This window comes from Massilia eburnea, from assembly GCF_009720745.1.
GTDB lineage: Bacteria > Pseudomonadota > Gammaproteobacteria > Burkholderiales > Burkholderiaceae_D > Rugamonas > Rugamonas eburnea.
In genome coordinates this window covers 100,231-126,639 of the sequence record NZ_WNKX01000008.1, presented here as the reverse complement: position 1 = coordinate 126,639, position 26,409 = coordinate 100,231, and the positions used below count along the sequence as shown (strand labels likewise).

The window sequence follows — 26,409 nt, the reverse complement described above, 5'->3', positions numbered from 1 at the left end:
CGTGCATGGGTGTGCGCTGTTGACTTTCGAAGAAGATCAAAGGCCTGGACCCGCTCCCGCGGCAGGTGATCAGACATGGGTCTGACCCTTGGGTCAGACCCTGGTTTACCGGTTTTAGAACTGCAACCCAGCGCGCTGCGCCACGGTATGCATATCCTTGTCCCCACGGCCCGACAGATTAGCCAGGATGATCTTATCCTTCGGCAGCGTCGCAGCCAGCTTGGCCGCATACGCCAGCGCATGCGACGACTCCAGCGCAGGAATAATCCCCTCGATATGGCAGCAATCGTGGAAAGCCTGCAATGCCTCATCATCGGTAATCGACACGTACTGCGCGCGCCCCGAATCCTTCAGGTACGAGTGTTCCGGCCCCACGCCCGGGTAATCCAGGCCCGCCGAGACCGAATGCGTCTCGATAATCTGCCCGCCCTCATCCTGCAGCAGGTAGGTACGGTTGCCATGCAAAACGCCCGGGTAACCGGCCGTCAGCGAAGCAGCATGCTTGCCCGACTCCAGTCCCTCCCCTGCCGCCTCCACGCCAACCAGAGCCGTCGCAGCCTGGTCGATGTAGGGATAGAAAATCCCCATCGCATTCGAACCGCCGCCGATGCAGGCGACCACATAGTCCGGCTGGCGCCCGGTCATCTCAGGCATCTGCTGCAGGCATTCCTCGCCGATCACCGACTGGAAATCGCGCACCATCATCGGGTACGGGTGCGGACCCGCTACAGTGCCGATGATGTAGAAGGTGTTTTCAATATTGGTCACCCAGTCGCGCATCGCCTCGTTCAGCGCATCCTTCAGGGTCTTGGAACCGGATTCCACCGGCACCACGGTCGCACCCAGGAGCTTCATGCGGTACACGTTCTGCGCCTGGCGCTTCACATCCTCGCTGCCCATGTAGACGACGCATTCCAGCCCAAAACGGGCGCAAATGGTCGCGGTAGCAACGCCGTGCTGACCAGCGCCGGTTTCGGCGATGATGCGCGGCTTGCCCATGCGCTTGGCAAGCAAAGCCTGGCCGATCACGTTATTGATTTTGTGCGCGCCGGTATGGTTCAGGTCTTCGCGCTTGAAGAAAATCTGGGCGCCGCCCAGCTGGTCGGACCAGCGCTTGGCGTGGTACACAGGCGATGGACGGCCGACGAAGTGTTTCAGCTCATAGCGGAACTCTTCGAGAAACAGTTCATCCTTGCTGTAGCGCTCATAGGCTTCGCGCAGCTCGGCCAGCGCGTAGCTCAGGGTTTCGGCAACAAAGGAGCCGCCGTAAGGGCCGAAATGGCCGGTGGCGTCAGGCAGGTGGTAAGACGAGGCGTGGAACAGGTGCGCTGGAGGCGCATCAACCGGGGTTTTCATGGTGCGGATCTTTCTCAAACGTGGCATCTGCTGCCCGCACGCCGCGGATGAACTCCGCGATCAGGCGAGCATCTTTGATGCCCTTGGCGCGCTCGACGCCACTTGAGACGTCAACCGCGTAAGGGCGAACGCTGGCCACTGCGCCAGTCACATTTTGCACGCTCAAGCCACCACTCAAAACGGCCCGATGCGCGAGATCTTTTGGGATTAGAGACCAATCGAAAACCTTTCCTGCGCCGCCATATGCATCCACGAAGGTGTCGAGCAGGAGGCCCGAGAACAAGCCACTGGATGCGCGGCAAAGTCGCTCATATTCTAGCAGCTCAGCGCCGCTTGTGTCGGGTTTGACGCGGAAGACCCGCACAAACGCCCTGCCAGCCGCCCGCGCCGCCTCGGCGCACTGCTGCGCCGTCTCGTCGCCGTGGAATTGCAAAAGTGATATTGGCGCCACCGCCACGGTATCGGCCACCTGCTGCGCCGTATGGTTCACGAACAGGCCGACCGGGGTCACGTAAGGCGGCAGCAGCGCAATCAGTTCCGCTGCGCGCGCCGGCGTTACATAGCGCGGGCTCTTTTCATAAAATACAAAACCCACCGCATCGGCGCCCGCCGCCACGGCGGCCTGGACGTCTTCTTCGCGGGTCAGGCCGCAGATCTTGATGCGGGTGCGTGGCATTGCTTGATTCCTCAGAAAGCGGGCAGGATGCTGGGCTCTTCGTACGGCAGGCCCCATTGTTCGTCGTATTCGATTTTTGACAGGTACAGGCCGTCCGGCATGAAGGTCGGCGCCGCCTTGGTGCGATCCTTCCCCGCCAGCAGTTCGCCCAGCCAGTCGGTGCTTTCGCGTCCTTGGCCGACGTAGACCAGGGAACCGACCAGGTTACGTACCATGTGGTGCAGGAAGGCGCTGGCGCGCAGCGTGAACAGTATCATGTCGCCATGGCGCTCGATCTCGATCATCTGCATTTCCTTGACCGGCGTCTTGGCCTGGCACATGGAGGCGCGAAAGGCAGTGAAATCATGGGTGCCGATCAGCGGCTTGACCGCTTCGCGCATGCGTGCAACGTCCAGGTCCCAGTGCGTGAAACCGGCGCGGCCCGCCAGCAGCGGCGAGCGCACCTGGTGGTTGTACAGCAGGTAATGGTAGGTGCGCGAACGGGCGCTGAAACGGGAATGGAATTCCTGCTCCGGCGTCGGCGCCTCGGGCAGGTAGCGCGCCCAGCGCACGCCGATCGAATCGGGCAGGAAGGCGTTGATGCCGCGCACCCAGGCATGTTCGGCACGATCGAGCTCGGTGTCGAAGTGCACCACCTGGTTCAGGGCGTGCACCCCGGCGTCGGTGCGGCCGGCGCAGGTGGTGCCCAGTTTGACGCAGGCGAAGCGCTCAATGGCTTCCTCCAGCTTGTTCTGCACGGTCTGGCCGTGCGGCTGGATCTGGTAGCCAAGCCAGTCGGCGCCGTTGTACTGGATGCCTAATGCGATGCGTTTCAAAATAAAAAATGCCCGGTCAGATTGATCTGTGACCGGGCATTATACGGCGAATTGCTGTTTAGCCGAGCAGTGCGCGCATGGAGTTGGCTCGTGCAACCTGGTCGTCGCTGCCGCCGCGGATCACTTCATCCAGCAACTCGCGGGCGCCTTCCTTGTCGCCGATTTCCTGGTAGGCCACCGCCAGGTCAAGCTTGGTGTCCATTTCCATGTGCATGGCGGACATCTCTTCCTCGCCTTTCGGTGCGGCCGGCGCGCTCGCGCCGCCCAGGTCCAGGTTGATGCTGGACAGGTCGAAGTCGGCAGGCGCCGCAACCGGTGCTGCAGCAGGAGCCGGGGCTTCCATGCCTGGCAGGTCGAGTGCGAAATCAGCAGCCGACAGCGGCGCAGCTTCCGCGGCAGGAACCGGGGCCGCAGCTTCACCGCCCGAAGGCAGCGAGAAGTCCATGCTATCCAGTTCCGCCAGCGGATTGGCAGCTGGTGCAGCAGCAGGCGCTTCAGCCTTGGCGGCTGGCAGGTCCAGGTTGAAGTCCATGCCGATATCGGCCATTGCGTCAGGCGCCGGGGCAGCTTCCACCGCTTCCACCTTGGCTACTGGCGCATCCAGGCCCAGGTCGAAGGACAGGTCGTGCGCTTCTTCCGCAGCAGGAATTGGAGCTGGGGCAGGAATCACTTCAGCAGCGGCTGCAGCAGCAGGCGCTGGTTCATCGAAGCTCAGCCCGCCCAAGTCAAAATCCAGGGTATTGCTCTCCGCTTTGGCAGCCGGCTTGGCTTCTTCGGCCAGGGATGGCAGCGCGGCGGCGTCACGATCGAGGTCGAAGTCCATCAGGTTCGCTTCGGCAGCGACTGGCGACGCTTCGTGGCTCAGGTCCAGGTCCAGGCCGCCCGCATCCGTTGCAGCGGCGGCAGGCGCCGGCTCGGCGAACATGGCGGCGAAGTCGTTCAGCTCATTCGACTGGCTGGCGACAAACGGTGCAGCAGCGGCAGCCCCCGCAGCGGCGGCGCCGCCCAGGCCTGCAGCAGCTTTCGCTTGCGCGGCGCTGACGTACAGAGGATTGTCAGGATCGATGCCCGAACCCAGCGCGGCGGCTTGCGCCCACTCGTCGCCTACACCCTTGGTCATCGAATACAGCTCGCTGGCCTGGGTTTCGAAGGCGCGCGCATCCTTGCGGCCGGCGTAGATTTCCAGCAGCTTCAGGCGCACTGGGTGGCGTTCAGGGTGAACGCGCAGCGCTTCCTTCAGGATTTCCTCAGCCTGAGCATCACGGCCGTAGGCGATGTACACGTCGGCTTCCGCCACCGGATCGACTTCATTGGTATCGAGCTGGCTGGCCGACGGTGCGAAGTTGGAGTTGAACACGCTGTTGCTGGTGTCCACGCTCTGACCGCCGGTTTCGGCGAACAGGGAGTGCGCCGTGGTGCCTGGATCACCCAGGGTGCCGGTGGTTTCGGCGCTCGCCAGCGACATCTCCTCGGCGGCAGCCTTGCGGCGGCGCATGATGAGCAGCGCGGCGCCACCCAGCAGCGCGGCAACGGCGGCACCGATCAGGGTGATGTTTTCCATGATGGTGTCGACCAGGCTTGGGCCCACCGGGGCTGGAGCCGGTGCGGCAACGCTGCGTTTTGGCTTGGCCGGCTTGGCTGGTTCCGGCGCAGGCGCCGGTGCCGCAGGAGCTGCAGCGACAGGCGCCGCTGCGGATGCAGCTGGCGCCGATGCAGCTGGTGCCGGTGCTGGTCCAGGCGCTGGCGAGGCCTTGGCTGGCGCGCTCGCTACCGGGCTGGCAGCAGCTGCAGCGGCAGCGGCGCTGGCCTTCGACTGCGCGCTGGCGCCAGCCTTGTTCTTCACCTCCATCAACTTCTCGAGGTCATTGACGTTCTTTTCCAGCTCCTTCACGCGGGCGCTGGCGTCAGCCATCTGGCGGTCTTTGGCGATCTTGTCTTCCACCGCGCCAGTCTTGCCAGCCTTGCTGGCGGCCTCGCCGGCCTTGGACAGCTTCAGCTGGTCCTTGGACTCGGTGACAGCGGTCGGGCGCTCTTTCACCTGGGCCGTGATCTTGCCGGTCTGGCTCTGCTGGGCTTCCGGCTCCTTGGCCGGAGTGGCGGCAGCAACCTGCCCTGCCAGCTTGTTGCGGTAAGCATTGAAGTCGGCGGCATGCGCCACCACGACGCCGTGCGCTTCGCCCTGGCTGGTGCCCTTGATGGTGCTGGCATCCGGTACCGACAGGATGGTGCCGGATTTCAGGCGGTTCATGTTGTTGCCGTTGAATGCGTCCGGATTGGCGCGGTACAGCGCCACCAGCATCATGTCCAGCGAAACGTCGGCGGGTTTCAGTTGGCCGGCGATCTTGCCCAGCGTGTCGCCCTTGCGGACTGCATAGCTGTCGGCGGAAGCGCCACCCTGTGGCGCGCCATTGCGCGGCTCGCGTGCTGCGGCAGGCGCCGAAGGAGCGGCGCTTGCAGCAGCAGGAGCGGCGGCGGGGGCGGCGGCTGGCGCGGCGGCGACCGGAGCCGCCTTGCGCGGCGCAACCCCTGCCACTTGCGGCGCCTGCGCGGTGCGCAGGTCGGCAGGATCGAGCAGGAAGGTGTATTCACGGACCAGGCGGCCATTGGTCCAGGTCAGCTCCAGCAGCATATCGACGAAAGGCTCGTTGATGGTCTGGCTGGAAGTAATGCGGATGAACTGGCGAGCACCACGTGCCTCCACCTCAAAGCGCAGGCTGAGCAGTGCCGGATTGAATTCGATATTGGCGGCGCGGAAAGCATCCGGCGAGGCCAGTTTGGCCACCAGTTCGGACGCTTCTTCAGGCGAAACGGCCGTCAATTCGATTTCGGCGCGCAGCGGCTGCCCCAATGAGGAGAGAACAGTGAGCTTGCCAAGACCAGCTGCGTTGACGGAAAGAGGTGCGAGCACAGCCCCGCCGAGCACGGCGGCGGTCAGTGTTTTCAACGCGAACGAAGCGACCTTGGAAGGTTTTTGTACAGGCATAGTGGGCGACGAAAGTGGTTAACGTGGAAAGAAAGTTACTTTTCCAGAGGTCCAAACATAACATCATGCTTAGAAGCATGCAAGCATTCTCCCGCTAATACCCCTTCCAAGCCCCTATTCTGTTTCGTTCATGCCGAAAATATTTTGTGATTCAAAGAAAAAAGCCGGAATTCGCTTTGAAATCCGGCCCTTAGAAAATACTTCTTATCTTGATTATTAATCAGCAGGTATTAGCTCATTAATAACTAATTATTTATCGAGAACGATGCGCAGCATGCGGCGCAGCGGCTCGGCAGCACCCCACAGCAGCTGGTCGCCGACGGTGAAGGCGGACAGGTATTCGCCGCCCATCGACATCTTGCGCACGCGGCCGACCGGGATGGTCAGGCTGCCGGTGACGGCGGCCGGGGTCAGCTCCTTCACCGACGCTTCGCGGGTGTTCGGCACGAACTTCACCCACTGGTTGTCCTTGGCGATGATGTCGTTGACTTCATCCAGCGGCACGTCCTTGCGCAGCTTGATGGTCAGCGCCTGGCTGTGGCAGCGCATCGCGCCGATACGCACGCACAGGCCGTCGACATGGATCGGGGACAGGTCGAAGCCTTCGCCGCGGCCCAGGATCTTGTTGGTCTCGGCGCCGCCCTTCCACTCTTCCTTCGACTGGCCGTTGCCCAGGTCCTTGTCGATCCAGGGGATCAGGTTGCCGCCCAGCGGTACGCCGAACTGCTTGGTTTCCTCGGCCGACATGCCGTGCTGGGTGGCCAGCACTTGCCTGTCGATTTCCAGGATGGCCGATGCAGGGTTGTCCAGCAGGTGCTTGACGGAAGCGTTGATGGTGCCGTACTGGGTCAGCAGCTCGCGCATGTGCTGCGCGCCGCCGCCGGAAGCCGCCTGGTAGGTCATGGAGGTCATCCACTCGACCAGGTCTTGCTTGAACAGGCCGCCCAGGCCCATCAGCATGCACGATACGGTGCAGTTACCGCCGATGAAGTTCTTCACGCCCTTGGACATGGCGTCCTTGATCACGTTCAGGTTGACCGGATCGAGCACGATCACGGCGTCCTTGTCCATGCGCAGGGTCGACGCTGCGTCGATCCAGTAGCCGTTCCAGCCGGCTGCGCGCAGCTTAGGGAATACCTCGGTGGTGTAGTCGCCGCCCTGGCAGGAGATGATGATCTCGCAGCGTTTCAGTTCGTCGATGTTGGTGGCGTCTTTCAGGGTAGTCTCATTCTTCGCCATCTTCGGCGCAGCGCCGCCGGTGTTCGAAGTGGAGAAGAAAACCGGCTCGATATGGGCAAAGTCGCCCTCTTCCTGCATGCGCTGCATCAGGACCGAACCGACCATACCGCGCCAACCAACCAGACCTACGAGTTTCATTTTGCTTTCCTTTGGGTGTGAATTCTTTAAAGTGCCGCGACCACAGCATCGCCCATCTGCGAGGTGCCCACCTTGGTGGTGCCCTCTTCGTAGATATCCGGCGTGCGCAAGCCCTGTGCCAGGACCTTCTTGACAGCGTTTTCGATCCGGTCCGCCTGCTCCGCGCGATTCAGCGAATAGCGCAGCATCATGGCGGCCGACAGGATCGTAGCCAACGGGTTGGCAACGCCCTTGCCCGCGATATCAGGAGCCGAGCCGTGCGACGGTTCGTACAGGCCCTTGTTGTTCGCATCCAGCGAAGCAGACGGCAGCATGCCGATGGAACCGGTCAGCATGGCCGCCGCATCGGACAGGATGTCGCCGAACATATTGCCGGTCACGATCACGTCGAACTTCTTCGGCGCGCGCACCAGCTGCATGGCGGCGTTGTCCACGTACATATGGTCCAGCGCTACGTCCGGATATTCCTTGTGCACGTCGGTGACGATGTCCTTCCAGAACTGGAAAGTCTCCAGCACGTTCGCCTTGTCGACGGAAGTGAGGCGCTTGCCGCGCTTTTGCGCCGCCTGGAACGCCACGTGCGCGATGCGGCGGATTTCGCCTTCCGCATAGCGCATGGTATCGAAACCTTCGCGCTGGCCCTTGAAAGGACCATCCGGGCATTCGCGCACGCCGCGCGGCTGGCCGAAGTAGATGTCGCCGGTCAGTTCGCGCACGATCAGGATGTCCAGGCCCGACACCACTTCCGGCTTCAGCGTCGAAGCGCCGGCCAGTTCAGGGTACAGGATGGCAGGACGCAGGTTGCCGAACAGGCCCAGGTGCTTGCGCAGGCCCAGGATGGCCTGTTCCGGACGCAGCGGGCGGTCCAGCGTGTCGTACTTCCAATCGCCCACGGCGCCGAACAGGATGGCGTCGGCCGCCTTGGCCAGCGCCAGGGTTTCTTCCGGCAAGGGGTGTCCCTTGGCCTCATAGCCTGCACCGCCGACGGGCGCGGTTTCCATTTCAAATTTTTCGTCGAGTGCGTTCAGGACCTTCACGGCCTGGCCGACGATTTCCGGGCCGATGCCATCGCCCGGCAGGATTGCGATTTTCATTATTGATCTGTCTGTTCTGTTAGATAACGTTGGCCAGCCAGGGCTGGTTGACCAGGCGGCGCTCTTCAAACGCGCGAATTTCATCAGCGTGACGCAGGGTCAGGCCGATATCGTCCAGGCCATTCATCAGGCAGTATTTGCGGAAGGCGTCGATCTCGAACGGGTAGGAGACGGAGCCGTTGCTGGTGCTGACTCGCTGCTGCTCAAGGTCCACCACCAGGCGGTAACCCGGGAATGCCTTGACTTCATTGAACAGATGATCGATCTGCGCTTCGGTGAGAACGACCGGCAGCAGGCCGTTCTTGAAGCAGTTGTTGAAGAAGATGTCGGCAAAGCTTGGCGCGATCACGGCGCGGAAGCCGTACTGGTCGAGCGCCCAAGGCGCGTGCTCGCGCGAGGAGCCGCAGCCGAAGTTCTTGCGGGTCAGGAGAATCGATGCGCCCTGGTAGCGCGGCTGGTTCAGCACGAAGTCCGGATTGAGCGGACGCTTGCTGTTGTCCATGCCCGGTTCGCCGTGGTCCAGGTAGCGCCATTCGTCGAACAGGTTGGGGCCAAAGCCGGTGCGGTGGATCGACTTCAGGAATTGTTTCGGGATGATCGCGTCGGTATCGACATTGGCGCGGTCCAGCGGTGCAACTAAGCCATCAAGGACAGTAAATTTTTCCATTTGCGTTCTGCTTCGGTGGCAGGCGCGGGGCGCGCAGGCGGCGCGGCCCCAGCCTGCAGGGTGTTATTTCCCGCCAGCGCTAGTCACGACCTGGCCGGCCTTTTGTACGTCCCTGCCGAAACCGGACACAGTATTGCAGCCGGTCAGGACGAGGGCGGTAATCACGATAGCGAATAGGGTTTTCATTTCAGGACATCCTTATAGTATTCAGCGCAGGGCACGCACGTCGACAAAGTGGCCGGCGATACCGGCTGCGGCCGCCATGGCAGGCGATACCAGGTGGGTACGCCCGCCCTGGCCCTGACGGCCTTCGAAATTGCGGTTGGAAGTCGAGGCGCAGCGCTCGCCCGGATCGAGGCGGTCGGCGTTCATGGCCAGGCACATCGAGCAGCCCGGCTCGCGCCACTCAAAGCCGGCGGCCTTGAAGATCGCGTCCAGCCCTTCGCGCTCGGCCTGCTCTTTCACCAGGCCGGAACCCGGCACCACCAGCGCCAGCTTCACGTTGGAAGCGCGCTGCTTGCCGCGCACCACGGCGGCGGCGGCGCGCAAGTCTTCGATGCGCGAATTGGTGCAGGAGCCGATGAAGACCTTGTCGATGCGGATGTCTTCGATGCGGGTATTCGGTGTGAGGTTCATGTACACCAGGGCTTTTTCCATGGCGTCGCGCTTGACCGGGTCTTTTTCCTGGTCGGGATCGGGCACGCGGCCGTCGATCGACGTCACCTGCTCGGGCGAGGTGCCCCAGGTCACTTGCGGCAGGATCTGCGCCGCGTCCAGGGTCACCACGAAGTCGAACTTGGCGCCCGGGTCGGAATGCAGGGTGCGCCAGTAGGCCACCGCCTGCTCCCATTGCGGGCCAACCGGCGAAAAGGGACGGCCCTTGACGTAATTGATGGTGGTGTCGTCGACAGCGATCATGCCGGCGCGCGCGCCGGCTTCGATTGCCATATTGCAGACGGTCATGCGGCCTTCCATCGACAGCGAGCGGATCGCCGAGCCGGCAAATTCGATCGCGTAGCCAGTGCCGCCGGCGGTGCCGATCTTGCCGATAATGGCCAGCACGATGTCCTTGGCGGTCACGCCGGCCGGCAGCACGCCGTCCACCTGCACCAGCATGGACTTGGACTTCTTGGCCAGCAGGGTCTGGGTCGCCAGCACGTGCTCCACTTCCGAGGTGCCGATGCCGTGCGCCAGCGCGCCGAAGGCGCCGTGGGTCGACGTGTGCGAGTCGCCGCATACGACGGTCATGCCGGGCAGGGTCGCGCCCTGCTCCGGGCCGATGACGTGAACGATACCCTGGCGCTTGTCGTTCATATTGAAGTAGGTCATGCCGACCGACTTGGTGTTCTTGTCCAGGGTTTCCACCTGCAGGCGCGAGACCGGGTCTTCGATGCCGTGCGAACGGTCCGTTGTCGGAACGTTATGATCCGCCACCGCCAGGTTGGCCGACAGGCGCCAAGGCTGGCGGCCGGCCGTGCGCAGGCCGTCAAAAGCCTGCGGGCTGGTGACTTCGTGGACCAGGTGGCGGTCGATGTACAGGAGGGCGGTTCCGTCTTCCTCAGTGCGTACTACGTGGGATTCCCAGAGTTTGTCGTAAAGCGTTTTCATGATGCCGTCTGATGTGGTGAGCCTTCTGATTATGCCATATTTTGTGCAATGCAAAACCTAGCCGTTTTCCGCCTCGTGAGCAATTTCGCGTAGTTTTTGAGCGATGGCGCCAAATAAAAAAAGCCTGCAGCCCCTTTTTGGGAGGCTGCAGGCTTGTGTTTTCTGTATCTTCTTTTGAAGGGTGGCCCTTAGGCCGCCATTCTTACACTTCCCCTGCAACCGTCCATTAGGAACGATAGGCCAACTACTAGGACCAGGTCGCCCTCGGCGGAACGTGCGGTGCCGGTAATGCCGTCCACCGACAGCGCAGTCATAGGTTTGATGACCAGGTCGGCAGTACCGTCGACTGCCGACACGGCCAGGATGTATGGTTGCGGCGAGTTCACCACGATGCCCACGCGCTCCGAGCATGGCTCGTAGCCCAGCGCATCGGCCAGCGAACGCACCGGCAGCGGCCGGCCCTGGTCCTTCAGGACCGGCGCGCCACCCACTTCCATGAAGGTTTCCGGCAGTTCGACCACCCGCTCGACCACCGCCATCGGCAGCGCCAGCAGCGCGCCCGAGGTGGACACCAGCATGGTCGGCACGATCGACAGCTCGATCGGCAGGCGGATGGCGAACTTGGTACCCTTGCCCAGTGCGGATTCGATGTGGATCGCGCCGCGGTTCTTTTCCACGGCGGTCTTCACCACGTCCATGCCGACGCCGCGGCCGGACACGGAAGACGCCACTTCCTTGGTCGAGAAACCTGGCAGGAATACCAGCTGGTAGCACTCGTCGTCGCTCAAGTTCGCACTCGGCGAGATCAAGCCCTTTTCGCCGGCCTTGCGCTTCAGCGCGACCGGGTCCATGCCCTTGCCGTCGTCCTGCAGCACGATCATGACCGAGTTGGCCTCCTGCCATGCCTTCAGCGAGATATAGGCCTTCGGCGGCTTGCCCTTGGCCAGGCGCTCGTCCGGCGCCTCGACACCGTGGTCCAGCGCGTTGCGCAGCATGTGCACCAGCGGGTCGTACAGGCTGTCCACCACGACGCGGTCGACTTCGGTCTCCGCCCCCTCGATGGTCAGCTCGACTTCCTTGCCCAGGTCTTTCGCCAGTTCGCGCACCAGGCGCGGGAATTTCTGGAACAGTCGGCCCACCGGCTGCATGCGGGTCGCCAGGGTGGCGCGCTGCAGTTCGGTGGAGTAGCGCGATGCGCGCTCCAGGGTTTCGGTCAGGGCCGACATCAGCGTGGCGGCCTGGCCTTCGAACTTGAATTGCTGCAGGCGCTCCAGCAGCACGGCGGCCTGGTTGGCGGCCTGCACCGATTCGCCGGCCACTTCCAGCAGCGCGTCCAGCTTGACGGCGTCGATTCGGATGGATTCTTCTTTCGCCGGCGCGTTGGCCGGCTTGGCTTCGCCGGCCGGACGCTCTTTGACTTCAGGCGCCGGCGCATGCACGGCGGCCGGAGTGCCTTCGGCGGCGGCATGGGCCGCGGCCACGCCTTCGGCGCGCACTTCAGCGGCCGGGCGCACATAGGTGCCCGGCGGCACCACGGCCTGGTACATCCCTTCCCAGTCCAGGCCATCGGCGGATGGTGCAGGCGCAGCAGCGGCAGGCGCGGCGGCGGTTGCAGGCGCCGGTGCAGCTGCCGCAGGGGCCGGCGCAGCGGCAGGCTTGGCCTTGCCCGCAGCGGAGCTGGCCTTGCCTTCGATCGCCTCCTTCAGGATCGCTTCCAGGTCGGCCGGCATCGGCGCCAGTGCGTCCGGCGCGGTGCCGTTATTCAGGTCGGTCAGCTGGTCGGCGACGAAGCCGGAAGCCTGCAGCGCCGCCTCGATCGACAGCGGCGTGACCGGCGCGGCGCCGGTGCGCAGCGCATCGAACAGGTTTTCAGTCAGGTGGCAGGCCGAAACCAGCGCGCCCAGGTTCATGAAGCCCGCGCCACCCTTGATGGTGTGGAACGAGCGGAAAACTGCATTCAGCGTTTCCTTGTTGTCGGGGTCGCGTTCGAGGCGCAGCAAGTGCTCTTCGACGTTGACGGCCAAATCCATGGCCTCGACAACGAACTCCTTGAGCATATCGTCCATTAGAACCCCAGGTCGGCAAGCAGGTCATCGACGCTGTCCTGATTCAGGGCTTCCGATGGGACGGATGGACCCGACATCAGCGACACCTCTTTCTGCGCAATCTTCTCGCGCACATCCGCTGGAGCGTTATCCTTCAGCAGCTGCGCCAATTCGGTTTCGACCTTCTTGGTGATGGCGACGACTTTCTTGATCAACTGGCCGGTGATGTCCTGGAAGTCCTGCGCCATCATGATTTCCAGCAGGCGGGCTTTTTCCGCCTCGGTGGCTTCCGACACCTTGGCCGCGAACGCACGCGAATCGCCCGCCAGGGATTTGAATTCCTCGATACTCAGCTTGCCGGCGAACAGCGCCGCCCAGCGCTCTTCCATTTCCTTGGCTTGCTTGGACAGCACTTCCTGCGCCGGCATGCCGTCGTCCAGGGTATTCAGCACTTTATTGGCGGCCTGCTCGGTCAGCGAAGCGACGTATTCCAGGCGGTCCTGTGCGTCCACGATCTGGGTCGAGGCTTCAGTCAGCGCTTTGTCGTAGCCCAGTTCGCGCAGCGAGTCGTGCAGCAGGCGTACGATGCCGCCCAGGCGCTCGAACATGCCGTCCGCGTGTTCGCCGCCATCGGCGGCCGCTTCGCCCGCTGGCGCGGCCGGAGCGGCCGCCGGGGCCGGCGTCTTGCTGGCCGCGGCTACGGAATCAAACAGGCTTTCCAGGTCGTCCGAATCGCCTGAATCGGTTGCGGCAGGCGCCGGAGCAGCTGGAGCAGGTGCAGGCGCATTCGCCCGTTGCGCGGATACTTCCTCAAATAATGCATCGAAATCATCAGCGGCGTCGGTCATAATTCCTGCTTCTCCATAAATTTCTGGTTGCCGAAAATTGTCAAATTTGACGCTCGGCAATAAATAAGGCACTCACGCGAGTGTAACAGGCGCGCCCCCCTCAGTTCAATCTCTTAGCCCTACCCTCATAGTCTAACAAGTGTACTGTTGTATTTGCGGATAGTGTGAAATTCCCTCTGCAAGCCCATGAAATCGCGGGATTTTGCGCCTGCCGCAATGTCGCCAAGACAGTTTCTTGATAAATATCAACTCTTTACACCAGAACAATACCAATAAACGGGGCTACAATGAAGGCAGGAACTGGCTCTTTTAATCGTTAAAGGAGGCTGAGGTATGTATCGGAAAATCCTGATTACGACGGACGGCTCGGCCGTATCCAGCAAAACCGCCTGCGCCGGTGTAGAGTTCGCCCAGCAGCTCGGGGCCGAGGTGCTGGCATTGTTTGTGGCGCCGGAATACCAGTACCCGATTTACGTGGAGATCATTCCGCCCAGCTATCCCAGCGAGGAAGAATACCGGGCGGCGATGCAGCGCGCCGGCAATGAGCACGTGCAGTCCATCCTCGAGTCCTGCGCCCAAAAAGGCGTACGGGCCGAAGGCATGACTGCCTTTGCCGAAAGCGCCGCGCTGAAGATCGTCGACGTGGCCAGCCAGAGCAACTGCGACCTGATCTTCATCGGCTCGCATGGCCGCAGCGGCTGGGGCCACCTGCTGCTGGGCAGCGTGACCAACAAGGTACTATCGCACACCAAGATCCCGGTGCTGGTGCACCGCCTGATCAAGGACCCGCGCCCGGCCTGACCAGCCTGGCGTTACCACTCGCTCCCGCCATGCCGGCCGGAGCGGGAAGATTTGTTTTGTTATTTATTTTGAGGAACTATGATTCGTATTGTCATCGCAGACGACCACACCATCATGCGCGAGGGGCTCAAGCGCATTCTCGACGGAGCTCCTGACATCGACATCGTAGGCGAAGCGATCGACGGCTTCGAAGTCCTCAACCACATCCGCCAGGGCGGCTTTGACCTGCTGCTGCTCGACCTGTCCATGCCAGGGCGCAGCGGCGTCGACCTGATCCGCCAGATCCGCGGCGAATCCCCCAAGCTGGCCATCCTCATCCTCACCATGCACGAGGAAGAACAGTACGCCGTGCGCGCCATCCGTGCCGGCGCCCAGGGCTACCTGACCAAGGAAAGCGCGGGCACCCAGCTGGTGGGCGCCATCCGCAAGGTCGCCTCCGGCCGCCCCTACATTTCCACCGAAGTGGCCGAGCAACTGGCGCTGAACATCATGCAGCCGGCGGAAACCCTGCTGCACAAACAGCTGTCCGACCGCGAATTCGAGGTGTTTTCGCTGCTGGTGTCGGGAAAATCCATCACTGAAATCGCCAACGGACTGCATTTGAGCGTCAAAACCGTCAGCACCCACAAGACCCGCATCATGCAGAAGATGGGCATGGCCTCCCTCTCGGAAATGGTCCAGTACGCTGTGGCGCACAAGCTGCTGACGCCGTTCAAGGCATGATTGGCAAGCTTAACTTTAGGATAATTCCTACACCTCCCCTCTGCCCTCCTACGGGCATATTCAGCAACGGCTGATATTTTTCCCACAATCTCGTTGGCATACTGAAACCATTCCGTTTGGGAACCAGGAGAACAGCATGCTCTCAACGCAACCCGTGTCCCATGAGGCCGGCCGACAGCGGCAAGGCCGCCTGTGGTCCAACCTGAAAGAAGTCTGCGAGCTGCTGCACCTGCCACCAGTGTCGCTTAACACTGAGGAGCTCCTGTTCCAGCACGTGCAATTCAAGACCGGCCAGCGCATCCACACGATCGGGCAACCGTTCGACATGCTGTACGTGGTGAACTCCGGCTTCGTGAAGACGGTACTGATTGACGAGTTCGGCAACGAGCAGGTGCTGGCCTTCCCGATGAAGGGCGACCTGATGGGCGTGGACGGCATCCACAGCAAGACCTACGCCTCGGAGGCGGTGGCCCTGTCGGATTGCGACCTGATCCTGCTGCCGTTCAAGAAGCTGACCACGCTGGGCCGCACCCACGTGGAGCTGGAGAACATGATGTACGGCGTGATGAGCCGCGAACTGGTGCGCGAGCAAGCCATGATCGGCATGCTGGGCGCCCTGAGCGCGGAGGCGCGGGTAGCGCGCTTCCTGGTCACGCTGTCGGACAAGTTTTCGCAGATGGGTTATTCGAGCAAGCTGTTCAACCTGCGCATGACGCGGCATGAAATTGGCAGCTATCTCGGATTGACGCTGGAAACGGTCAGCCGCACGCTCTCGGCTTTCAACGAGATCGGGCTGATCAGCGTAGACCAGCGCACCATAGGCATCAAGGACGTCGACGCATTGAAATCCCTGCGTCGCCTGCCGCCCTCGCGCACGCGCAGCAAGCTGCCGTCGCGGGCCAAGGCAGCAGCCGCCGCCAGCGAAGCCACCGTGCCGCTGCTGGCGACTTTGTAAAGAGTAATACTCACCCAGCTTTGGCCCGCTTCGGCGGGCCTCTTTTTTTTGTGTTTAATACCTAATATTTCATTTGACAAATATGAATCACATGCGCATACTGCAAATGCGAATCATTCTTATCTGAGGAACCAATGCAATCATCCCCCGTCGCCGAAGGCCCCAAACCCATCGCTGCTGCCGCCAGTGACGCGCAGCAGCCGAAACCCGCCCCGCGCCGCTTCACCACTGCCGGCCTGATGCAAGATCAGCGCGAAATCGAAATTGAACATGCCGGCCGCATCTACCGTCTTCGCATCACGCAGTTGAACAAGCTGATCCTGACTGCCTGAGGCTACCCGCCCCAACCGCCAGCCAGCCGCAGCCTGCGGCAGCCAGCACCCCTGCTTACCGAGGAGTGAACCATGGCTATCGACCGCAACGACCCCATCTTCCAGAACCAGGGAGCCGCCACGCAGCACCCGGAACTGATGTTGTCCGCTGTGCTGCACCTGATGTCCCATTACACGGCCAGTGCGGCTGGCGACGGCGGCTGCGTCAAGCTCGCCTCCGTCATCGAACGCCACCTGAAAGCCCTGTCCGGCCTGCCCGGCCTGGCGCCCGTCCTGCGCGCCACCTGCCAGCAACTGAGCGAGCAGTGGGCCGCCGTGGTCGAGCAAGCCCGGCCACCGCAGGAACGCGCCAGCCTGCTCGCCCGCCTGATCGGACGCCCCCGCCATCGCCCTTCCCCGCTCGCAATCTAAAAGTCGGGGTCAGCTCTGGCAATCGGACATTCATTGCGCTATGCGCAATGAATGTCCGATTGCCAGAGCTGACCCCGACTTTCAATATTCAATAAACGTCGCGGCGGTAACGGCCTGAGCGGGAGAGCTCGGCGATGTGGTCGATGCCGAGGATCTGCGTCAGCGCTTGGTCGACGCCGGAGGCCATTCCTTCCAGGCTGCCGCAGACGTAGAGGGCGGCGCCGTCGGCGATCCAGCTGCGCACGGTTTCGGCGTGGCGCAGCAGCAGGTCTTGCACATACTCTTTGCCATCCGGGCCGCGCGACCAGGCCCGGTCGAGGCGCGGCAGCAGGCCTTGCCGCTGCCAGGCTTCCAGCTCTTCGTGGTAGAAGGCGTCGTGCCCTGGATCGCGCTCGCCGAACAGCAGCCAGTTGCGGGCCTGGCCGGCAGCGGCGCGCGCTTTCAAATGGCCGCGCAGTCCGGCGATGCCACTGCCGTTGCCGATCAGGATCAGCGGGCGTTCCGCATTCGCTTCCAGGCGGAAGCGGCGGTGCTCACGCAGGCGCAGGCGCACGGGGGCGCCTTGCCTTGCCTGCTGCGTGAGCCAGCCGGAGGCCAGTCCGTGGCTGCCGTCACCGTGGCGGTGCAGGCGCACCAGCAGGTGCACGCGGCCATCGGCGGGGATCGATGCGATCGAGTATTCGCGCGGACGCTCGGGATCGGCCGGTGCGGCGATTTGTACCAGGTCGCCCGACTGCCAATGCGGCAGCGCCCCGCCGTCCGCCGGCTCGAGTTCGATGTGGTAGATGGGCGCTCCGACACTGCCCGGGTTCAGTTGGCGCCGTTCGGCCAGGCGCCATGCGTCGAACGCCGGCGCGTCCCAGTCCGGTGCGTCGCTGGTGCCGGCCAGGTGGCTCAGTTGCTGGCGCCAGGCGGCGATGGCTGGCGGCGCGCTGCGGTCCACTTCGACGCGGGGGAACAAGGGCTGGGCGCCGCGGGCGGCCAGCCAGGCGTCGAGCGTACGGCCAAAGCCACAGAAGCTGCTGTAGGCACTGTCGCCCAGCGCCAGCACAGCGTAGTGCAACTGGCCCAGTGCAAGGTCGCTGCGGGCCATCAGGCGCTGCGCAAAGCGTGCGCCGGCATCGGGTGCGTCGCCTTCACCGTAGGTGGAGGCCAGGAACAGGATGCGTTCGGCCGATTGCAGCGTGGCCGCGTCGATCTCGTCGAATTCGCACAGGTGGTTGGCGATGCCGGCCACGCGCAGGGTTTCACTGGTCTGGCGCGCCAGCAGTTCGGCATTGCCGGTCTGGCTGGCGTAGGCCACCAGCCATGGTGAGTCTCCCGCTGCGGCGCGCGCGGCCTTTGCGTCGGCGCGGGCGCGGCGTGCGCGCAGCCAGGGCTGCAGGCATACGGCGCCGTAGGCGGCCAGCATGGCGACTGTGAGGACTAGGCGGGTTGGGTCGTTGGTGAGGATCATTCGTCTTCGAGCATCTTCTGGAACCGGCTGCTGGCGATTTCGCGCAGCGCCCCCTCGTTTTCCCGCAGCAGGAAGCGTACAGCGAGCCGCTTGCGCTCGGCCAGCGCCAGGCCTTCCTCGTGGCCCAGCACCGTCAGGGCGGTGGACCAGGCATCGGCTGCCATGGCGCTTTCATGCACCACCGTCACCGAGGCCAGCGCATTCGCGATCGGCATGCCGGTGCGGGGATCAATCGTGTGCGGCCGACGGGTGGCGTCCTGCATGAAATATTTGCGGTAGTCGCCGGAGGTCGCAACGGCCAGGCCGTGCAAGGCGACAGCAATTTCTTCGCGCCCGCCAAACGGCTCTTCCAGCGCGACCCACCATGGCTGGCCATCGGGCTTGAAACCCGCGCCGCGCAATTCGCCGCCCACTTCCACCAGGTAGTTCGCACAGCCCTGCCCTTCGAGGTATTGCGCCAGCTTGTCCACGCCGAAGCCTTTGGCCACAGCGGACAAGTCGAGCTGCACGCCGCCGGGCTGGCAGGCGCGCTTGCGGGGGATGTCCAGTTCCACCACCCGGCCTGCCATGGCGGCGCAGATTGCGGCGACATCGCGCTCGCCTGGCGCTGCGAAGCCGGCTTCGTCGTGGCGGCCGGTCGGGCCGAAGCCCCACAGGTTGACCAGCGCGCCGGCACAGGGATCGCAGGCGCCGCCAGTATCGCGCGCGATGCCGAGCGCATAGCGCAGGACTTCGAAGAAATCGTCCGGCAACGTGTGCCAGGTGCCTGCGGCCGCGCGGTTGAAGCGGCCAAGGTCAGAGCGCGGCTCCCAGTGGCTCATCTCGGCCACTACCTGGTCCAGTTGCATTTGCAGGCCGGCCTGAAAGGCCGCCCGCTGCTGCACATCGGGCGGAGCAAGCGCCAGGCGCGCCGACCAGCGCGTCCCCATCGACTCGCCGCCGAAATCGGCGATCACCATCCCCGCCGGCGGAGGCTCGGCGGAGATCGCGGGCGGCAGCAGGACGCGGCGCACCAGCTTACTGCGGCAGGACTTCCACCGTCGCCGCGTATGTCACGCGGCGCGGCGGCATCGGGCGCGGGCCAGCCTGCTGGCCAGCTTGCGCGGCAGGCGGCGCAGGCCAGCTGCTCGACACCAGGTACATGCCAGCTTGCGGGATCTTGAAAGTCACCTCGCCCTTGGCATCGGTCGACAAACGGATCTCCCCCAGGGTGCCGCGATAACGCACGCCGCCCGGAATCAGGCTGAACGCCTGCTCGGCCGCAGGCTTGCCGTCCAACAGGAACTTCCACTTGGCTTCCTCGCCCGCACGCATATCGTTCGGATGCGTCACCGGCACCAGCTCCAGGCCAACGCCGGTTGGCTTGAACACAGCTTCGTCGGTCTTGTTGGCGCTGACGAAAGTCTCCAGGCGGCCGAAGGTACGCGACACGTTCAGTTCTTCCGCATGTGCCGGCACATTGGCCGCCATCTCGGCTTCGGTGCCGCGCCAGCGCTTCACTTCACCGTTCGCCTTCCAGCTCGCCATCACGGACTGGCTCACCAGCGCAATCTTGTAGGTACCTGGCTTGGCCATCTTCACGTCGAAGGTCGAACGCAGGCGGCCGGTGGTGGCGTTCTGCATATCCACCTTGGCGCCGTCAGGTCCGGTGATGGTGATGCCATCCAGCTTCAAAGGCATGTGGTCGATATCGAACAAGCCTTCCGAAATGGCCGCATCCACGGTCACCCAGGCATCCTTGGAATCGACCAGCGAAGACGAAGGCAGCAGCCAGGGCTTATGCGCCTGTGCGCTGAACGCTGCGCCGGCCAATGCCAGCGCGATCAGGGTTTTGCTCAACTTCATGGCGATCCTTATGGTTTGACTTGCACCGTGACTTCGCCCAGTTCTTCCTTGCCCTTGGCAGAGAAAGACTGCGCGGACTTCGGCGGCCATGCCATCGGCACTTTGACCAGTTCACGGCCGCCCGCTTCGCGCGCGGCCTCAATCACCAGCTGGTAATTGCCGGCCGGGAGCTTGTTCAGGGCATCCTTTGCGACCGGGAAGTTCAGCGTGTGTTCGCCGGGGCCGCGAGTGGCGCCGCTCACGCCGTCCATCGGCATCTCGACGTCGCGGCCGGATTTGCGCCACCACTGGCGCATGTCCTTCAGCCATTTGGCGCCGCCGTTGTCCTTCTTCTTCACGTCGTACAGCACGGCCAGGTTGGCGACGACTTTCTGGTCGGCGTTTTCCAGCCAGGCAGCCAGGTATGGACGATGGTATTCGGCCACGTTCAGCTGCGGGACGTCGAATTTCAGCGTCAGGTCGGCCGCCATCGCGGACACGCTCACCAGCGGCAAGCCGACGGCGATGGAATAACGAAGTTTCATACAGAAGTCCTTAATGAATGTAGAGCAAAGCAATGACGCATGGGATGACCACGCCCAGGCCCACCATCGGCCAGGTAAAGGGCCGCTTGGCCGCGTGGAATTTCAGGATCAGCAGGCCGGTGATGCAGAACACCAGGCAGGCCGCCGCAAAGATATCGATAAACCAGTTCCAGGCCGCGCCGGTATTGCGTCCCTTATGCACATCATTGAGCCAGGAAATCCAGCCGCGGTCCGTGTTCTCGTATTCCGCTGCGCCGTCTTCCAGGCCGATGCGCACCCAGGCGTCGCCCCCCGCTTTCGGCATCGGCAAATACACTTCATCGACCGACCATTCGGCTTCGCGCCCGCCCGCCTTGATGGACCAGGTCTCGCGCAGCCAGCGCTCGCCCGTTTCCGGCAGCGGCGCCTTGGCGCCGTCATGCTTTTCGGCGAAGGCGTGCAGCTCGTTCACCAGCGGCGACGGCGCCGTGGCCTGCTTGCGCTGCACTGCGGGCTTGGCTTCGATCTGGCTCGCGTGGTTCAGTGTAATGCCGGTAATCGCGAACAGGAACATGCCGAGCAGGCACATGGCCGAACTGACCCAATGCCATTCATGCAGGAGCTTGAGCCATACGGCCCGTTTCGCTTGAATTTCTGGACTGCTCAAGTTGTCGCTTTCGATGAGGGAATTTCAGGATGATAATGCACAGCGCTTGCCAATGCAATTGAGAATCGTTATCATTTACACGCTTTTACTCACCCCGCACTGCCAGCCAGCTCCAGTTCAAGGATGCCGCCAGCTTCAAACGCATCCATCTGGAGAACATTTTGACCATCCGTAGCCGCAAGCACACGCTGGCAACCCAGCCGCTGCTGAACCAATCCCTGCTCGCCATGGCCGCCATCGGCCTGCCCCTTGCAGTCCACGCCCAGGCCCAGGAAAAGACCATGGCCGAAGTCAAGGTCGAAGCCGGCGCCGACGTGCCATACAAAGCCGACCGCGCTTCCTCGCCTAAATTGACCGCCCCACTGCTCAATACGCCGCAATCCATTTCAGTGATCCGCAAAGAGATGATCCAGGAACAGGGCGCCACATCGATCGTGGAAGCGCTGCGCAACACGCCCGGCATCACGCTGCAACTTGGAGAGAACGGCAACACCAGCGCCGGCGATACCTTCCAGATGCGCGGCTTCGCAGCCCAATCTTCGATTTTCGTCGATGGCATTCGCGACCTGGGCGCGGTAACGCGGGAGGCTTTTAACATCGAGCAGGTGGAGGTGGCCAAGGGCCCTGCCGGCGCCGATATCGGGCGCGGCGCAGCGGGCGGCTACATCAACCTGGTGTCGAAAATGCCCGTACGTGAAGATTCGATCGCCGCTTCACTCGGCCTCACACAGGGCGGCGTCAAGCGCGGAACGGCCGACGTCACGCGCAGCTTCGGCAGCAGCGGCGCCTTTCGCATCAACGCGATGGCGCAGGATGGCAGCGCCAAAGGCAGCAACGCGCTGGACCGCGAAAGCAAGGGCTTCGCGCCTTCGATCGCCTGGGGACTGAGCACGCCAACACGCCTCTACCTGTTCTCGCAGCACGTACGCCAGGACAATGTACCGGACGGCGGCAACCCGAGCGTGGGCATGGAAGGCTTCTACAACGCTGGCGAGGCGCTGCGCAAGGCGCCGCGCGTGGACCGCAACAACTGGTATGGCATCAAGGGCGATATTGAAAAAGTCGATGCAGATATGTTCACCGCAAAGATCGAACACGAGCTGGCGCCCAAAGCCACGCTGACCAACACCACGCGCTGGGGCAAGTCGAAGATGGACCGCATCATGACCGGCATCTACACGGTGGCCATGCCGAGTGCTGCCCCTTCCACCTGGACCGTGAGCCGTATTCGCCAGAGCGTCCTGCAGGAAAACAAAATCCTGGCCAACACCACCAACATTTTCAGCGAGTTCACGCTGGGCGGCCTGCAGCATACGCTGTCGACCGGCATCGAGCTTCTGAATGAGGAACAGTTCTCGCCGTCCCGGCTGGCATCCAGCCTTGGCGCCGCGCCCGCCGCCAAGCTGTACCAGCCTGACCAGAACGACGCGCTGACCGGCTTCAAGCCGGTTCTGAGCGGCGCCTTCAGCAACGGCAAAACGAACACCGTCGGCGCCTACGCCTTCGACACGGTCAAGCTGAACGAACAGTGGCAGTTGAACGGCGGCCTGCGGGTCGAGCGCTACACGACCAGCACCGACAGCGCCACGCTCAACACCGCCACCAACGCGCTGACCGGCAGCCACCTTGAGAAGTCGGGCAACTTGGCAAGCATCAAGGCCGGTGTGCTGTACAAGCCGGCCGCCGACGGCAGCATCTACCTGGCATATGCCAATTCCAAGACGCCGCCGGGCAGCGCCAACCTGTCGCTGGCGGCGCAGAACGCGTCAAACGCCAACAACCCTGCGCTGAAGCCGCAAAAGACCAGCAACCTTGAACTGGGTACAAAGTGGGACGTGATCCAGAAACAGCTGGCACTGACGGCGGCGCTTTACCGCACCACCAACAAGGATGAATTCCCGCAGCTGGTTGATGCGGTGAGCAACACCTGGGCGCAGCTGGGCGAGCGCCGCGTGGAGGGCGTGGAGCTGGGCGCCGTCGGCCAGCTGACCAGGGCCTGGAGCGTGAGCGCAGGCCTCGCTACGATGCATACCGAAATCAAGGAAGGCACGAGCGGCAATAACGCTGCCGGCGCGGCCTCGCGCTGGTCGCCGAAGGTGTCGGCAACGATGTGGACCGCGTACAAGTTCGACGACCGGCTGACGCTTGGCGGCGGTGTGCGTTATATGGGGGAGCAGAAGCGCCTTGTCGACCCGTCGCAGGCAGCGGCGTCCACCAATATGCCGGCGATCCCGCACTACACGGTGGTCGATGCGATGGCGTCCTACAAGGTGAGCAAGCATGTTTCGCTGCAGCTTAACCTGTACAACCTGTTCGACAAGTTCTACATCAATACGCTGAATAACAGCGGAGCACGTGCGACGCTTGGCGCGCCACGCTACGCGCAGCTGACTGCGAACTTCATCTTCTAGGGCTCAAGCGAAAAAAAAGGCGGGCCATCAGCCCGCCTGATTCATACACCAGAACTTGCGTCCGGACCTGGCGCACCGCCTTCGGTGCCCAGTCCACTGCCGCCCTGCCGCGAACCGCTTTCCGTAGCGCTTTGCCGGTTGCCCGGCAAAGGTCGGTCGACGCGGCGGATCTGGCCTTCCGGAATCGTCGTGTTGCCGATCTCCGGATGCTCTGTATCGACCAGCACAAAGTTTTGCTGGTTCTCCGTGTCCTTACTGGGTTTGTCAGGCCTTCCCATGCTGGCCTCCTTGCTGCAAATAAAACCTTAATACTTATCGCCACCCTGCTTATTGCCCTGGTAGTCCTTTTGGTAGTCCTGCTGGTATTCCTGGCCTACCTGTTGGCCTTGGCTGGGTTGCTGCTCGGTACGGCTGGCATTGCCACGCGAACCGCTCTGGCGGTTGCCGTCGTTCTTGTGGCTCATGCTGCCTGCCTTGCGTGCTTCCTCGGAAGTGAACTCATGCGCCGTGCCCTTCTGGTGGGCGGCGCGTCCGCCCTCGGAAGCGATTTCGCGCTGACGCTGCGGGTCCATGGAGGCAAAGCCACGTGCACTTTGCTTGCTGCCGGCCGGACTGTCCTGCCGGTTGCCGCGTTTGTCGCCTGGATTGTTCGAAGCCATGATTCGTCCCCCTGCTCGGTTCGGATGGAAAAGACCCCCGCCCCCTTTTAGTAGGCGCGGGAGAACTCATGTTAGTGCAAGCACTGTACAGGTAATATAGGACGTTCAGCGCGACAAATGTAGGATATCGCCTACTTATTTTCGATCGGGAAATCTGATTCCTCCACTGTTGGCGGGGCGATACAGTTGTCGCAGCTACCGCAATGCTCTATGCCAGCGGACTCATCGCCGAAATAATTTAGCAATAGTTTCCACCGGCAATATCCTGACTGTGCGTAGGACACCATCTGGGCCAGCGCTTCGCGGTCATGCTCCTGTTTTTCCCGATAGCGTTCTGCCAGCCGTTCCATATCGAGCGGACGCGGCGCCTTGTCAGCCAGGCGGTATTGCAATTTGCGGTCCTGCAGTAGCCAGCCGCCTTCTTTCAGCAATTTCAAAGCCACCTGGCTGCGCTTGTCGCGTGGCCGCTCGCCATGGCCTATCGCTTCATAAGCGGCGTGCAACAGGCCCACGTCGGGATAGCTGCGCGCTAGAAAGAACTGTTGCACGCGCTTGTCTTCATGAAAGTACAACAGTGTGCAGGCTGCGGTATGTGCGTCGCGCCCCGCGCGGCCGGCTTCCTGATAATAAGCCTCGAGGCTGGCCGGCACCTGCAGGTGAATGACAAACCGGATGTCGGGCTTGTCGATGCCCATGCCGAAGGCGTTGGTCGCCACCATCACGCGGCGTGCGCCGGACATGAACATTTCCTGGTTCTGGTGGCGTTCCGCGGCGTGCAATTTGCCGTGGTAGAGCACCACGCTTTCACCAGCTTCTTCCAGCACCGCCAGCATATCCTGGGCGGCCTTCACGGTAGCGGCGTAGAGGATGCCGCTCCCTTCCGTTTCGCGCACCAGGCGCAGCGCCTCGGCCGCGCGCTCGTCGGCATTGGTGACCTGGCGCACCGCCAGGCGCAGGTTGGGACGGTAGATGCCGGTGTTCACCACGCGCATCTTTGGCGCGCCCAGCTGCTGGCGGATGTCGTCGATCACCTCCTCGGTAGCGGTGGCAGTGAGCGCCAGCACCGGCGGACGGCCCAGCGCGTCAAGCGCCGCGCCGATGTCGAGGTAGGCGGGCCGGAAATCATGGCCCCAGCGCGAAATGCAATGCGCCTCATCCACCACGACCAGGCCGATATCGGCCTGGTGCAGCAGGGACATGAATTCAGGCGTCGCCAGCCGCTCCGGGGTGCAGAACACAATCCGTTCTTCATTGTCGCGCAAGCCCTGCAGGGCGTCTTCCTGCTCTTCGGTTGGAACCTTGCTGTTGATCTGGGCGGCATCAATGCCGATATCGTCCAGCTTTTCCGCCTGGTCCTTCATCAGCGAGATCAGCGGCGACACAACCACGGTGCTGCCCTTCAGGATAGAAGCCGGAATCTGGTAGCACAGCGACTTGCCGCTGCCCGTCGGCATGATGGCGAGCGTGTCATGCCCTGCCAGAACACTGTCGATCACTTGTTTCTGGCCGGCACGCAGTCGTTCGACGCCGAATACTTCGCGCAGCAAATGGTTGATTTGATGATGAGTAGTCATGTCCGCAAGGTATCGCCATTGCTGGTAACATGTCGGCCACCTAAGTAACATAGCGGATTGCAAGATGTCCTTTTCCCTCAGCGAAACTATTTACAGCACCGATACCCCGGAAGCCAAGCGCACCATGTATGAAGACCTGCGCTCCCAGCTGGGCGGCCTGGTGCACGGCGAACACGACTGGATCGCCAACACGGCGAATGCCAGCGCGCTGGTGTTCAACAGCATGCCTGGCCTGAACTGGGCCGGCTTCTATTTCATGCAAGGTCCGGATGAACTGGTGCTGGGTCCGTTCCAGGGCAAGCCGGCCTGCATCCGCATCAAGAAGGGCCGTGGCGTGTGTGGCAGCACCGTTGAAAAACGCGCCACCAGCGTGGTGGCGGACGTCCATGCCTTCCCTGGCCATATTGCCTGCGACGCAGCCTCGCGCTCGGAACTGGTGGTGCCGGTCTTCGGCAAGGATGGCGAAGTGATCGGCGTGTTCGACCTCGACAGCCCGCTGCCGGGCCGCTTCGATGCAGTCGACGCCGAAGGCATCGAGTCGCTGGTCCGCATCCTCGAACAAACCCGCCTCTGATCCGCCTCAATATTTGCCCCGGTCGCGCT

26 protein-coding genes are annotated in these 26,409 nt (G+C 62.9%); 7 read left to right on the top strand and 19 right to left on the bottom strand.

The genetic code is table 11. From position 1 onward, the window contains the following. Positions 1–114 precede the first annotated feature (114 nt). The 11 genes from trpB to GM658_RS12775 form a co-directional block, all read right to left on the bottom strand. The gene (trpB, locus tag GM658_RS12825; protein ID WP_155454438.1) at positions 115–1,356 is read right to left on the bottom strand and encodes a tryptophan synthase subunit beta; all 1,242 of its coding nucleotides are present in this window, start codon (positions 1,354–1,356) and stop codon (positions 115–117) included. Further along, on the bottom strand, positions 1,340–2,032 hold the full coding sequence (locus GM658_RS12820) for a phosphoribosylanthranilate isomerase (RefSeq protein WP_155454437.1): 693 nt from the start codon (positions 2,030–2,032) through the stop codon (positions 1,340–1,342). Before GM658_RS12820 ends, trpB begins: the two co-directional genes overlap by 17 nt. An 11-nt stretch (positions 2,033–2,043) precedes the next feature. After that, positions 2,044–2,847 (bottom strand): tRNA pseudouridine(38-40) synthase TruA, encoded by an 804-nt coding sequence (gene truA, locus GM658_RS12815; RefSeq protein WP_155454436.1) that lies wholly within the window; start codon positions 2,845–2,847, stop codon positions 2,044–2,046. A gap of 58 nt (positions 2,848–2,905) precedes the next feature. Beyond that, positions 2,906–5,830, bottom strand: coding sequence for a motility hub landmark protein FimV (locus GM658_RS12810; protein WP_155454435.1), 2,925 nt, complete (start codon positions 5,828–5,830; stop codon positions 2,906–2,908). Positions 5,831–6,079: 249 nt separating this feature from the next. Next, a complete protein-coding gene (asd, locus tag GM658_RS12805; protein WP_155454434.1) occupies positions 6,080–7,207 on the bottom strand; it encodes an aspartate-semialdehyde dehydrogenase in 1,128 nt (375 codons plus the stop codon). 26 nt (positions 7,208–7,233) lie between these two features. Then, complete coding sequence (leuB, locus tag GM658_RS12800; RefSeq protein WP_155454433.1) at positions 7,234–8,301, bottom strand: 3-isopropylmalate dehydrogenase; 1,068 nt, start codon at positions 8,299–8,301, stop codon at positions 7,234–7,236. Positions 8,302–8,320: 19 nt separating this feature from the next. Next, complete coding sequence (gene leuD / locus GM658_RS12795; protein ID WP_155454432.1) at positions 8,321–8,968, bottom strand: 3-isopropylmalate dehydratase small subunit; 648 nt, start codon at positions 8,966–8,968, stop codon at positions 8,321–8,323. A gap of 63 nt (positions 8,969–9,031) precedes the next feature. Continuing rightward, on the bottom strand, positions 9,032–9,154 hold the full coding sequence (locus GM658_RS12790) for an entericidin A/B family lipoprotein (protein WP_155454431.1): 123 nt from the start codon (positions 9,152–9,154) through the stop codon (positions 9,032–9,034). Positions 9,155–9,175: 21 nt separating this feature from the next. Then, positions 9,176–10,579 carry a 3-isopropylmalate dehydratase large subunit gene (gene leuC, locus GM658_RS12785; protein ID WP_170298795.1) on the bottom strand — a complete coding sequence of 468 codons (1,404 nt, stop codon included), beginning with the start codon at positions 10,577–10,579 and terminating at the stop codon, positions 9,176–9,178. 185 nt (positions 10,580–10,764) lie between these two features. Continuing rightward, positions 10,765–12,642 carry a chemotaxis protein CheA gene (locus GM658_RS12780; protein ID WP_155454429.1) on the bottom strand — a complete coding sequence of 626 codons (1,878 nt, stop codon included), beginning with the start codon at positions 12,640–12,642 and terminating at the stop codon, positions 10,765–10,767. Further along, positions 12,642–13,469 carry a protein phosphatase CheZ gene (locus GM658_RS12775; RefSeq protein WP_155454428.1) on the bottom strand — a complete coding sequence of 276 codons (828 nt, stop codon included), beginning with the start codon at positions 13,467–13,469 and terminating at the stop codon, positions 12,642–12,644. The genes GM658_RS12780 and GM658_RS12775 overlap by 1 nt, the downstream gene beginning before the upstream one ends. Before the next feature lie 333 nt (positions 13,470–13,802). On the opposite strand from GM658_RS12775, the gene GM658_RS12770 reads away from it, so the two are divergent. From GM658_RS12770 to GM658_RS12750, 5 genes are all read left to right on the top strand, one after another. Continuing rightward, entirely contained in the window at positions 13,803–14,270 is a 468-nt protein-coding gene (locus GM658_RS12770; RefSeq protein ID WP_155454427.1) for a universal stress protein, read from the top strand. A gap of 78 nt (positions 14,271–14,348) precedes the next feature. Continuing rightward, positions 14,349–14,993: a response regulator gene (locus GM658_RS12765; RefSeq protein ID WP_155454426.1), complete on the top strand. Its 645-nt coding sequence runs from the start codon at positions 14,349–14,351 to the stop codon at positions 14,991–14,993. Positions 14,994–15,129: 136 nt separating this feature from the next. Continuing rightward, the gene (locus GM658_RS12760) at positions 15,130–15,948 is read left to right on the top strand and encodes a Crp/Fnr family transcriptional regulator (RefSeq protein ID WP_155454425.1); all 819 of its coding nucleotides are present in this window, start codon (positions 15,130–15,132) and stop codon (positions 15,946–15,948) included. Between the two features lie 134 nt (positions 15,949–16,082). After that, on the top strand, positions 16,083–16,280 hold the full coding sequence (gene hemP / locus GM658_RS29085) for a hemin uptake protein HemP (protein ID WP_211841858.1): 198 nt from the start codon (positions 16,083–16,085) through the stop codon (positions 16,278–16,280). A 72-nt stretch (positions 16,281–16,352) separates the two neighbouring features. After that, complete coding sequence (locus tag GM658_RS12750) at positions 16,353–16,691, top strand: hypothetical protein (RefSeq protein WP_155454424.1); 339 nt, start codon at positions 16,353–16,355, stop codon at positions 16,689–16,691. A gap of 88 nt (positions 16,692–16,779) precedes the next feature. Here the strand turns inward: GM658_RS12750 and GM658_RS12745 are convergent, their stop codons facing one another. From GM658_RS12745 to GM658_RS12725, 5 genes are read right to left on the bottom strand one after another with little or no spacing between them, the layout of a single operon-like run. Further along, the gene (locus GM658_RS12745) at positions 16,780–18,147 is read right to left on the bottom strand and encodes a sulfite reductase subunit alpha (protein WP_155454423.1); all 1,368 of its coding nucleotides are present in this window, start codon (positions 18,145–18,147) and stop codon (positions 16,780–16,782) included. Beyond that, the gene (locus tag GM658_RS12740) at positions 18,144–19,160 is read right to left on the bottom strand and encodes an FAD:protein FMN transferase (RefSeq protein WP_170298784.1); all 1,017 of its coding nucleotides are present in this window, start codon (positions 19,158–19,160) and stop codon (positions 18,144–18,146) included. The genes GM658_RS12745 and GM658_RS12740 overlap by 4 nt, the downstream gene beginning before the upstream one ends. Positions 19,161–19,164: 4 nt before the next feature. After that, complete coding sequence (locus GM658_RS12735) at positions 19,165–19,992, bottom strand: DUF4198 domain-containing protein (protein ID WP_155454422.1); 828 nt, start codon at positions 19,990–19,992, stop codon at positions 19,165–19,167. A gap of 8 nt (positions 19,993–20,000) precedes the next feature. Beyond that, positions 20,001–20,516, bottom strand: coding sequence for a DUF2271 domain-containing protein (locus tag GM658_RS12730; RefSeq protein WP_155454421.1), 516 nt, complete (start codon positions 20,514–20,516; stop codon positions 20,001–20,003). A 10-nt stretch (positions 20,517–20,526) separates the two neighbouring features. Further along, positions 20,527–21,162, bottom strand: a complete 636-nt coding sequence (locus tag GM658_RS12725; RefSeq protein ID WP_155454420.1) for a PepSY-associated TM helix domain-containing protein — start codon at positions 21,160–21,162, stop codon at positions 20,527–20,529. Between the two features lie 161 nt (positions 21,163–21,323). Between GM658_RS12725 and GM658_RS12720 the strand changes: the two genes are divergently transcribed. Continuing rightward, positions 21,324–23,573, top strand: a complete 2,250-nt coding sequence (locus GM658_RS12720) for a catecholate siderophore receptor Fiu (protein WP_229416884.1) — start codon at positions 21,324–21,326, stop codon at positions 23,571–23,573. Positions 23,574–23,614: 41 nt separating this feature from the next. Here the strand turns inward: GM658_RS12720 and GM658_RS12715 are convergent, their stop codons facing one another. The 3 genes from GM658_RS12715 to GM658_RS12705 form a co-directional block, all read right to left on the bottom strand. Then, positions 23,615–23,851 (bottom strand): hypothetical protein, encoded by a 237-nt coding sequence (locus tag GM658_RS12715; RefSeq protein WP_155454419.1) that lies wholly within the window; start codon positions 23,849–23,851, stop codon positions 23,615–23,617. Positions 23,852–23,878: 27 nt separating this feature from the next. After that, complete coding sequence (locus GM658_RS12710; protein WP_155454418.1) at positions 23,879–24,232, bottom strand: KGG domain-containing protein; 354 nt, start codon at positions 24,230–24,232, stop codon at positions 23,879–23,881. A 131-nt stretch (positions 24,233–24,363) separates the two neighbouring features. Further along, positions 24,364–25,806, bottom strand: a complete 1,443-nt coding sequence (locus GM658_RS12705; protein WP_155454417.1) for a RecQ family ATP-dependent DNA helicase — start codon at positions 25,804–25,806, stop codon at positions 24,364–24,366. A 64-nt stretch (positions 25,807–25,870) separates the two neighbouring features. Here GM658_RS12705 and msrC point away from each other — a divergent pair, with 64 nt between their 5' ends. Beyond that, positions 25,871–26,380 (top strand): free L-methionine (R)-S-oxide reductase MsrC, encoded by a 510-nt coding sequence (gene msrC, locus GM658_RS12700; protein ID WP_155454416.1) that lies wholly within the window; start codon positions 25,871–25,873, stop codon positions 26,378–26,380. Positions 26,381–26,409: the final 29 nt, after the last annotated feature.

Bases quoted from the DNA above. Each gene is read 5' to 3' on its own strand.
- msrC (WP_155454416.1), top strand. From the start codon at position 25,871: ATGTCCTTTTCCCTCAGCGAAACTATTTACAGCACCGATACCCCGGAA.
- GM658_RS12750 (WP_155454424.1), top strand. From the start codon at position 16,353: ATGGCTATCGACCGCAACGACCCCATCTTCCAGAACCAGGGAGCCGCC.
- leuB (WP_155454433.1), bottom strand. From the start codon at position 8,301: ATGAAAATCGCAATCCTGCCGGGCGATGGCATCGGCCCGGAAATCGTC.
- leuD (WP_155454432.1), bottom strand. From the start codon at position 8,968: ATGGAAAAATTTACTGTCCTTGATGGCTTAGTTGCACCGCTGGACCGC.
- GM658_RS12760 (WP_155454425.1), top strand. From the start codon at position 15,130: ATGCTCTCAACGCAACCCGTGTCCCATGAGGCCGGCCGACAGCGGCAA.
- GM658_RS12715 (WP_155454419.1), bottom strand. From the start codon at position 23,851: ATGGGAAGGCCTGACAAACCCAGTAAGGACACGGAGAACCAGCAAAAC.
- trpB (WP_155454438.1), bottom strand. From the start codon at position 1,356: ATGAAAACCCCGGTTGATGCGCCTCCAGCGCACCTGTTCCACGCCTCG.
- GM658_RS12775 (WP_155454428.1), bottom strand. From the start codon at position 13,469: ATGACCGACGCCGCTGATGATTTCGATGCATTATTTGAGGAAGTATCC.
- GM658_RS12735 (WP_155454422.1), bottom strand. From the start codon at position 19,992: ATGAAGTTGAGCAAAACCCTGATCGCGCTGGCATTGGCCGGCGCAGCG.
- GM658_RS12790 (WP_155454431.1), bottom strand. From the start codon at position 9,154: ATGAAAACCCTATTCGCTATCGTGATTACCGCCCTCGTCCTGACCGGC.
- GM658_RS12810 (WP_155454435.1), bottom strand. From the start codon at position 5,830: ATGCCTGTACAAAAACCTTCCAAGGTCGCTTCGTTCGCGTTGAAAACA.
- GM658_RS12730 (WP_155454421.1), bottom strand. From the start codon at position 20,516: ATGAAACTTCGTTATTCCATCGCCGTCGGCTTGCCGCTGGTGAGCGTG.
- hemP (WP_211841858.1), top strand. From the start codon at position 16,083: ATGCAATCATCCCCCGTCGCCGAAGGCCCCAAACCCATCGCTGCTGCC.
- GM658_RS12705 (WP_155454417.1), bottom strand. From the start codon at position 25,806: ATGACTACTCATCATCAAATCAACCATTTGCTGCGCGAAGTATTCGGC.
- GM658_RS12770 (WP_155454427.1), top strand. From the start codon at position 13,803: ATGTATCGGAAAATCCTGATTACGACGGACGGCTCGGCCGTATCCAGC.
- GM658_RS12745 (WP_155454423.1), bottom strand. From the start codon at position 18,147: ATGATCCTCACCAACGACCCAACCCGCCTAGTCCTCACAGTCGCCATG.
- GM658_RS12710 (WP_155454418.1), bottom strand. From the start codon at position 24,232: ATGGCTTCGAACAATCCAGGCGACAAACGCGGCAACCGGCAGGACAGT.
- GM658_RS12765 (WP_155454426.1), top strand. From the start codon at position 14,349: ATGATTCGTATTGTCATCGCAGACGACCACACCATCATGCGCGAGGGG.
- GM658_RS12780 (WP_155454429.1), bottom strand. From the start codon at position 12,642: ATGGACGATATGCTCAAGGAGTTCGTTGTCGAGGCCATGGATTTGGCC.
- asd (WP_155454434.1), bottom strand. From the start codon at position 7,207: ATGAAACTCGTAGGTCTGGTTGGTTGGCGCGGTATGGTCGGTTCGGTC.
- GM658_RS12820 (WP_155454437.1), bottom strand. From the start codon at position 2,032: ATGCCACGCACCCGCATCAAGATCTGCGGCCTGACCCGCGAAGAAGAC.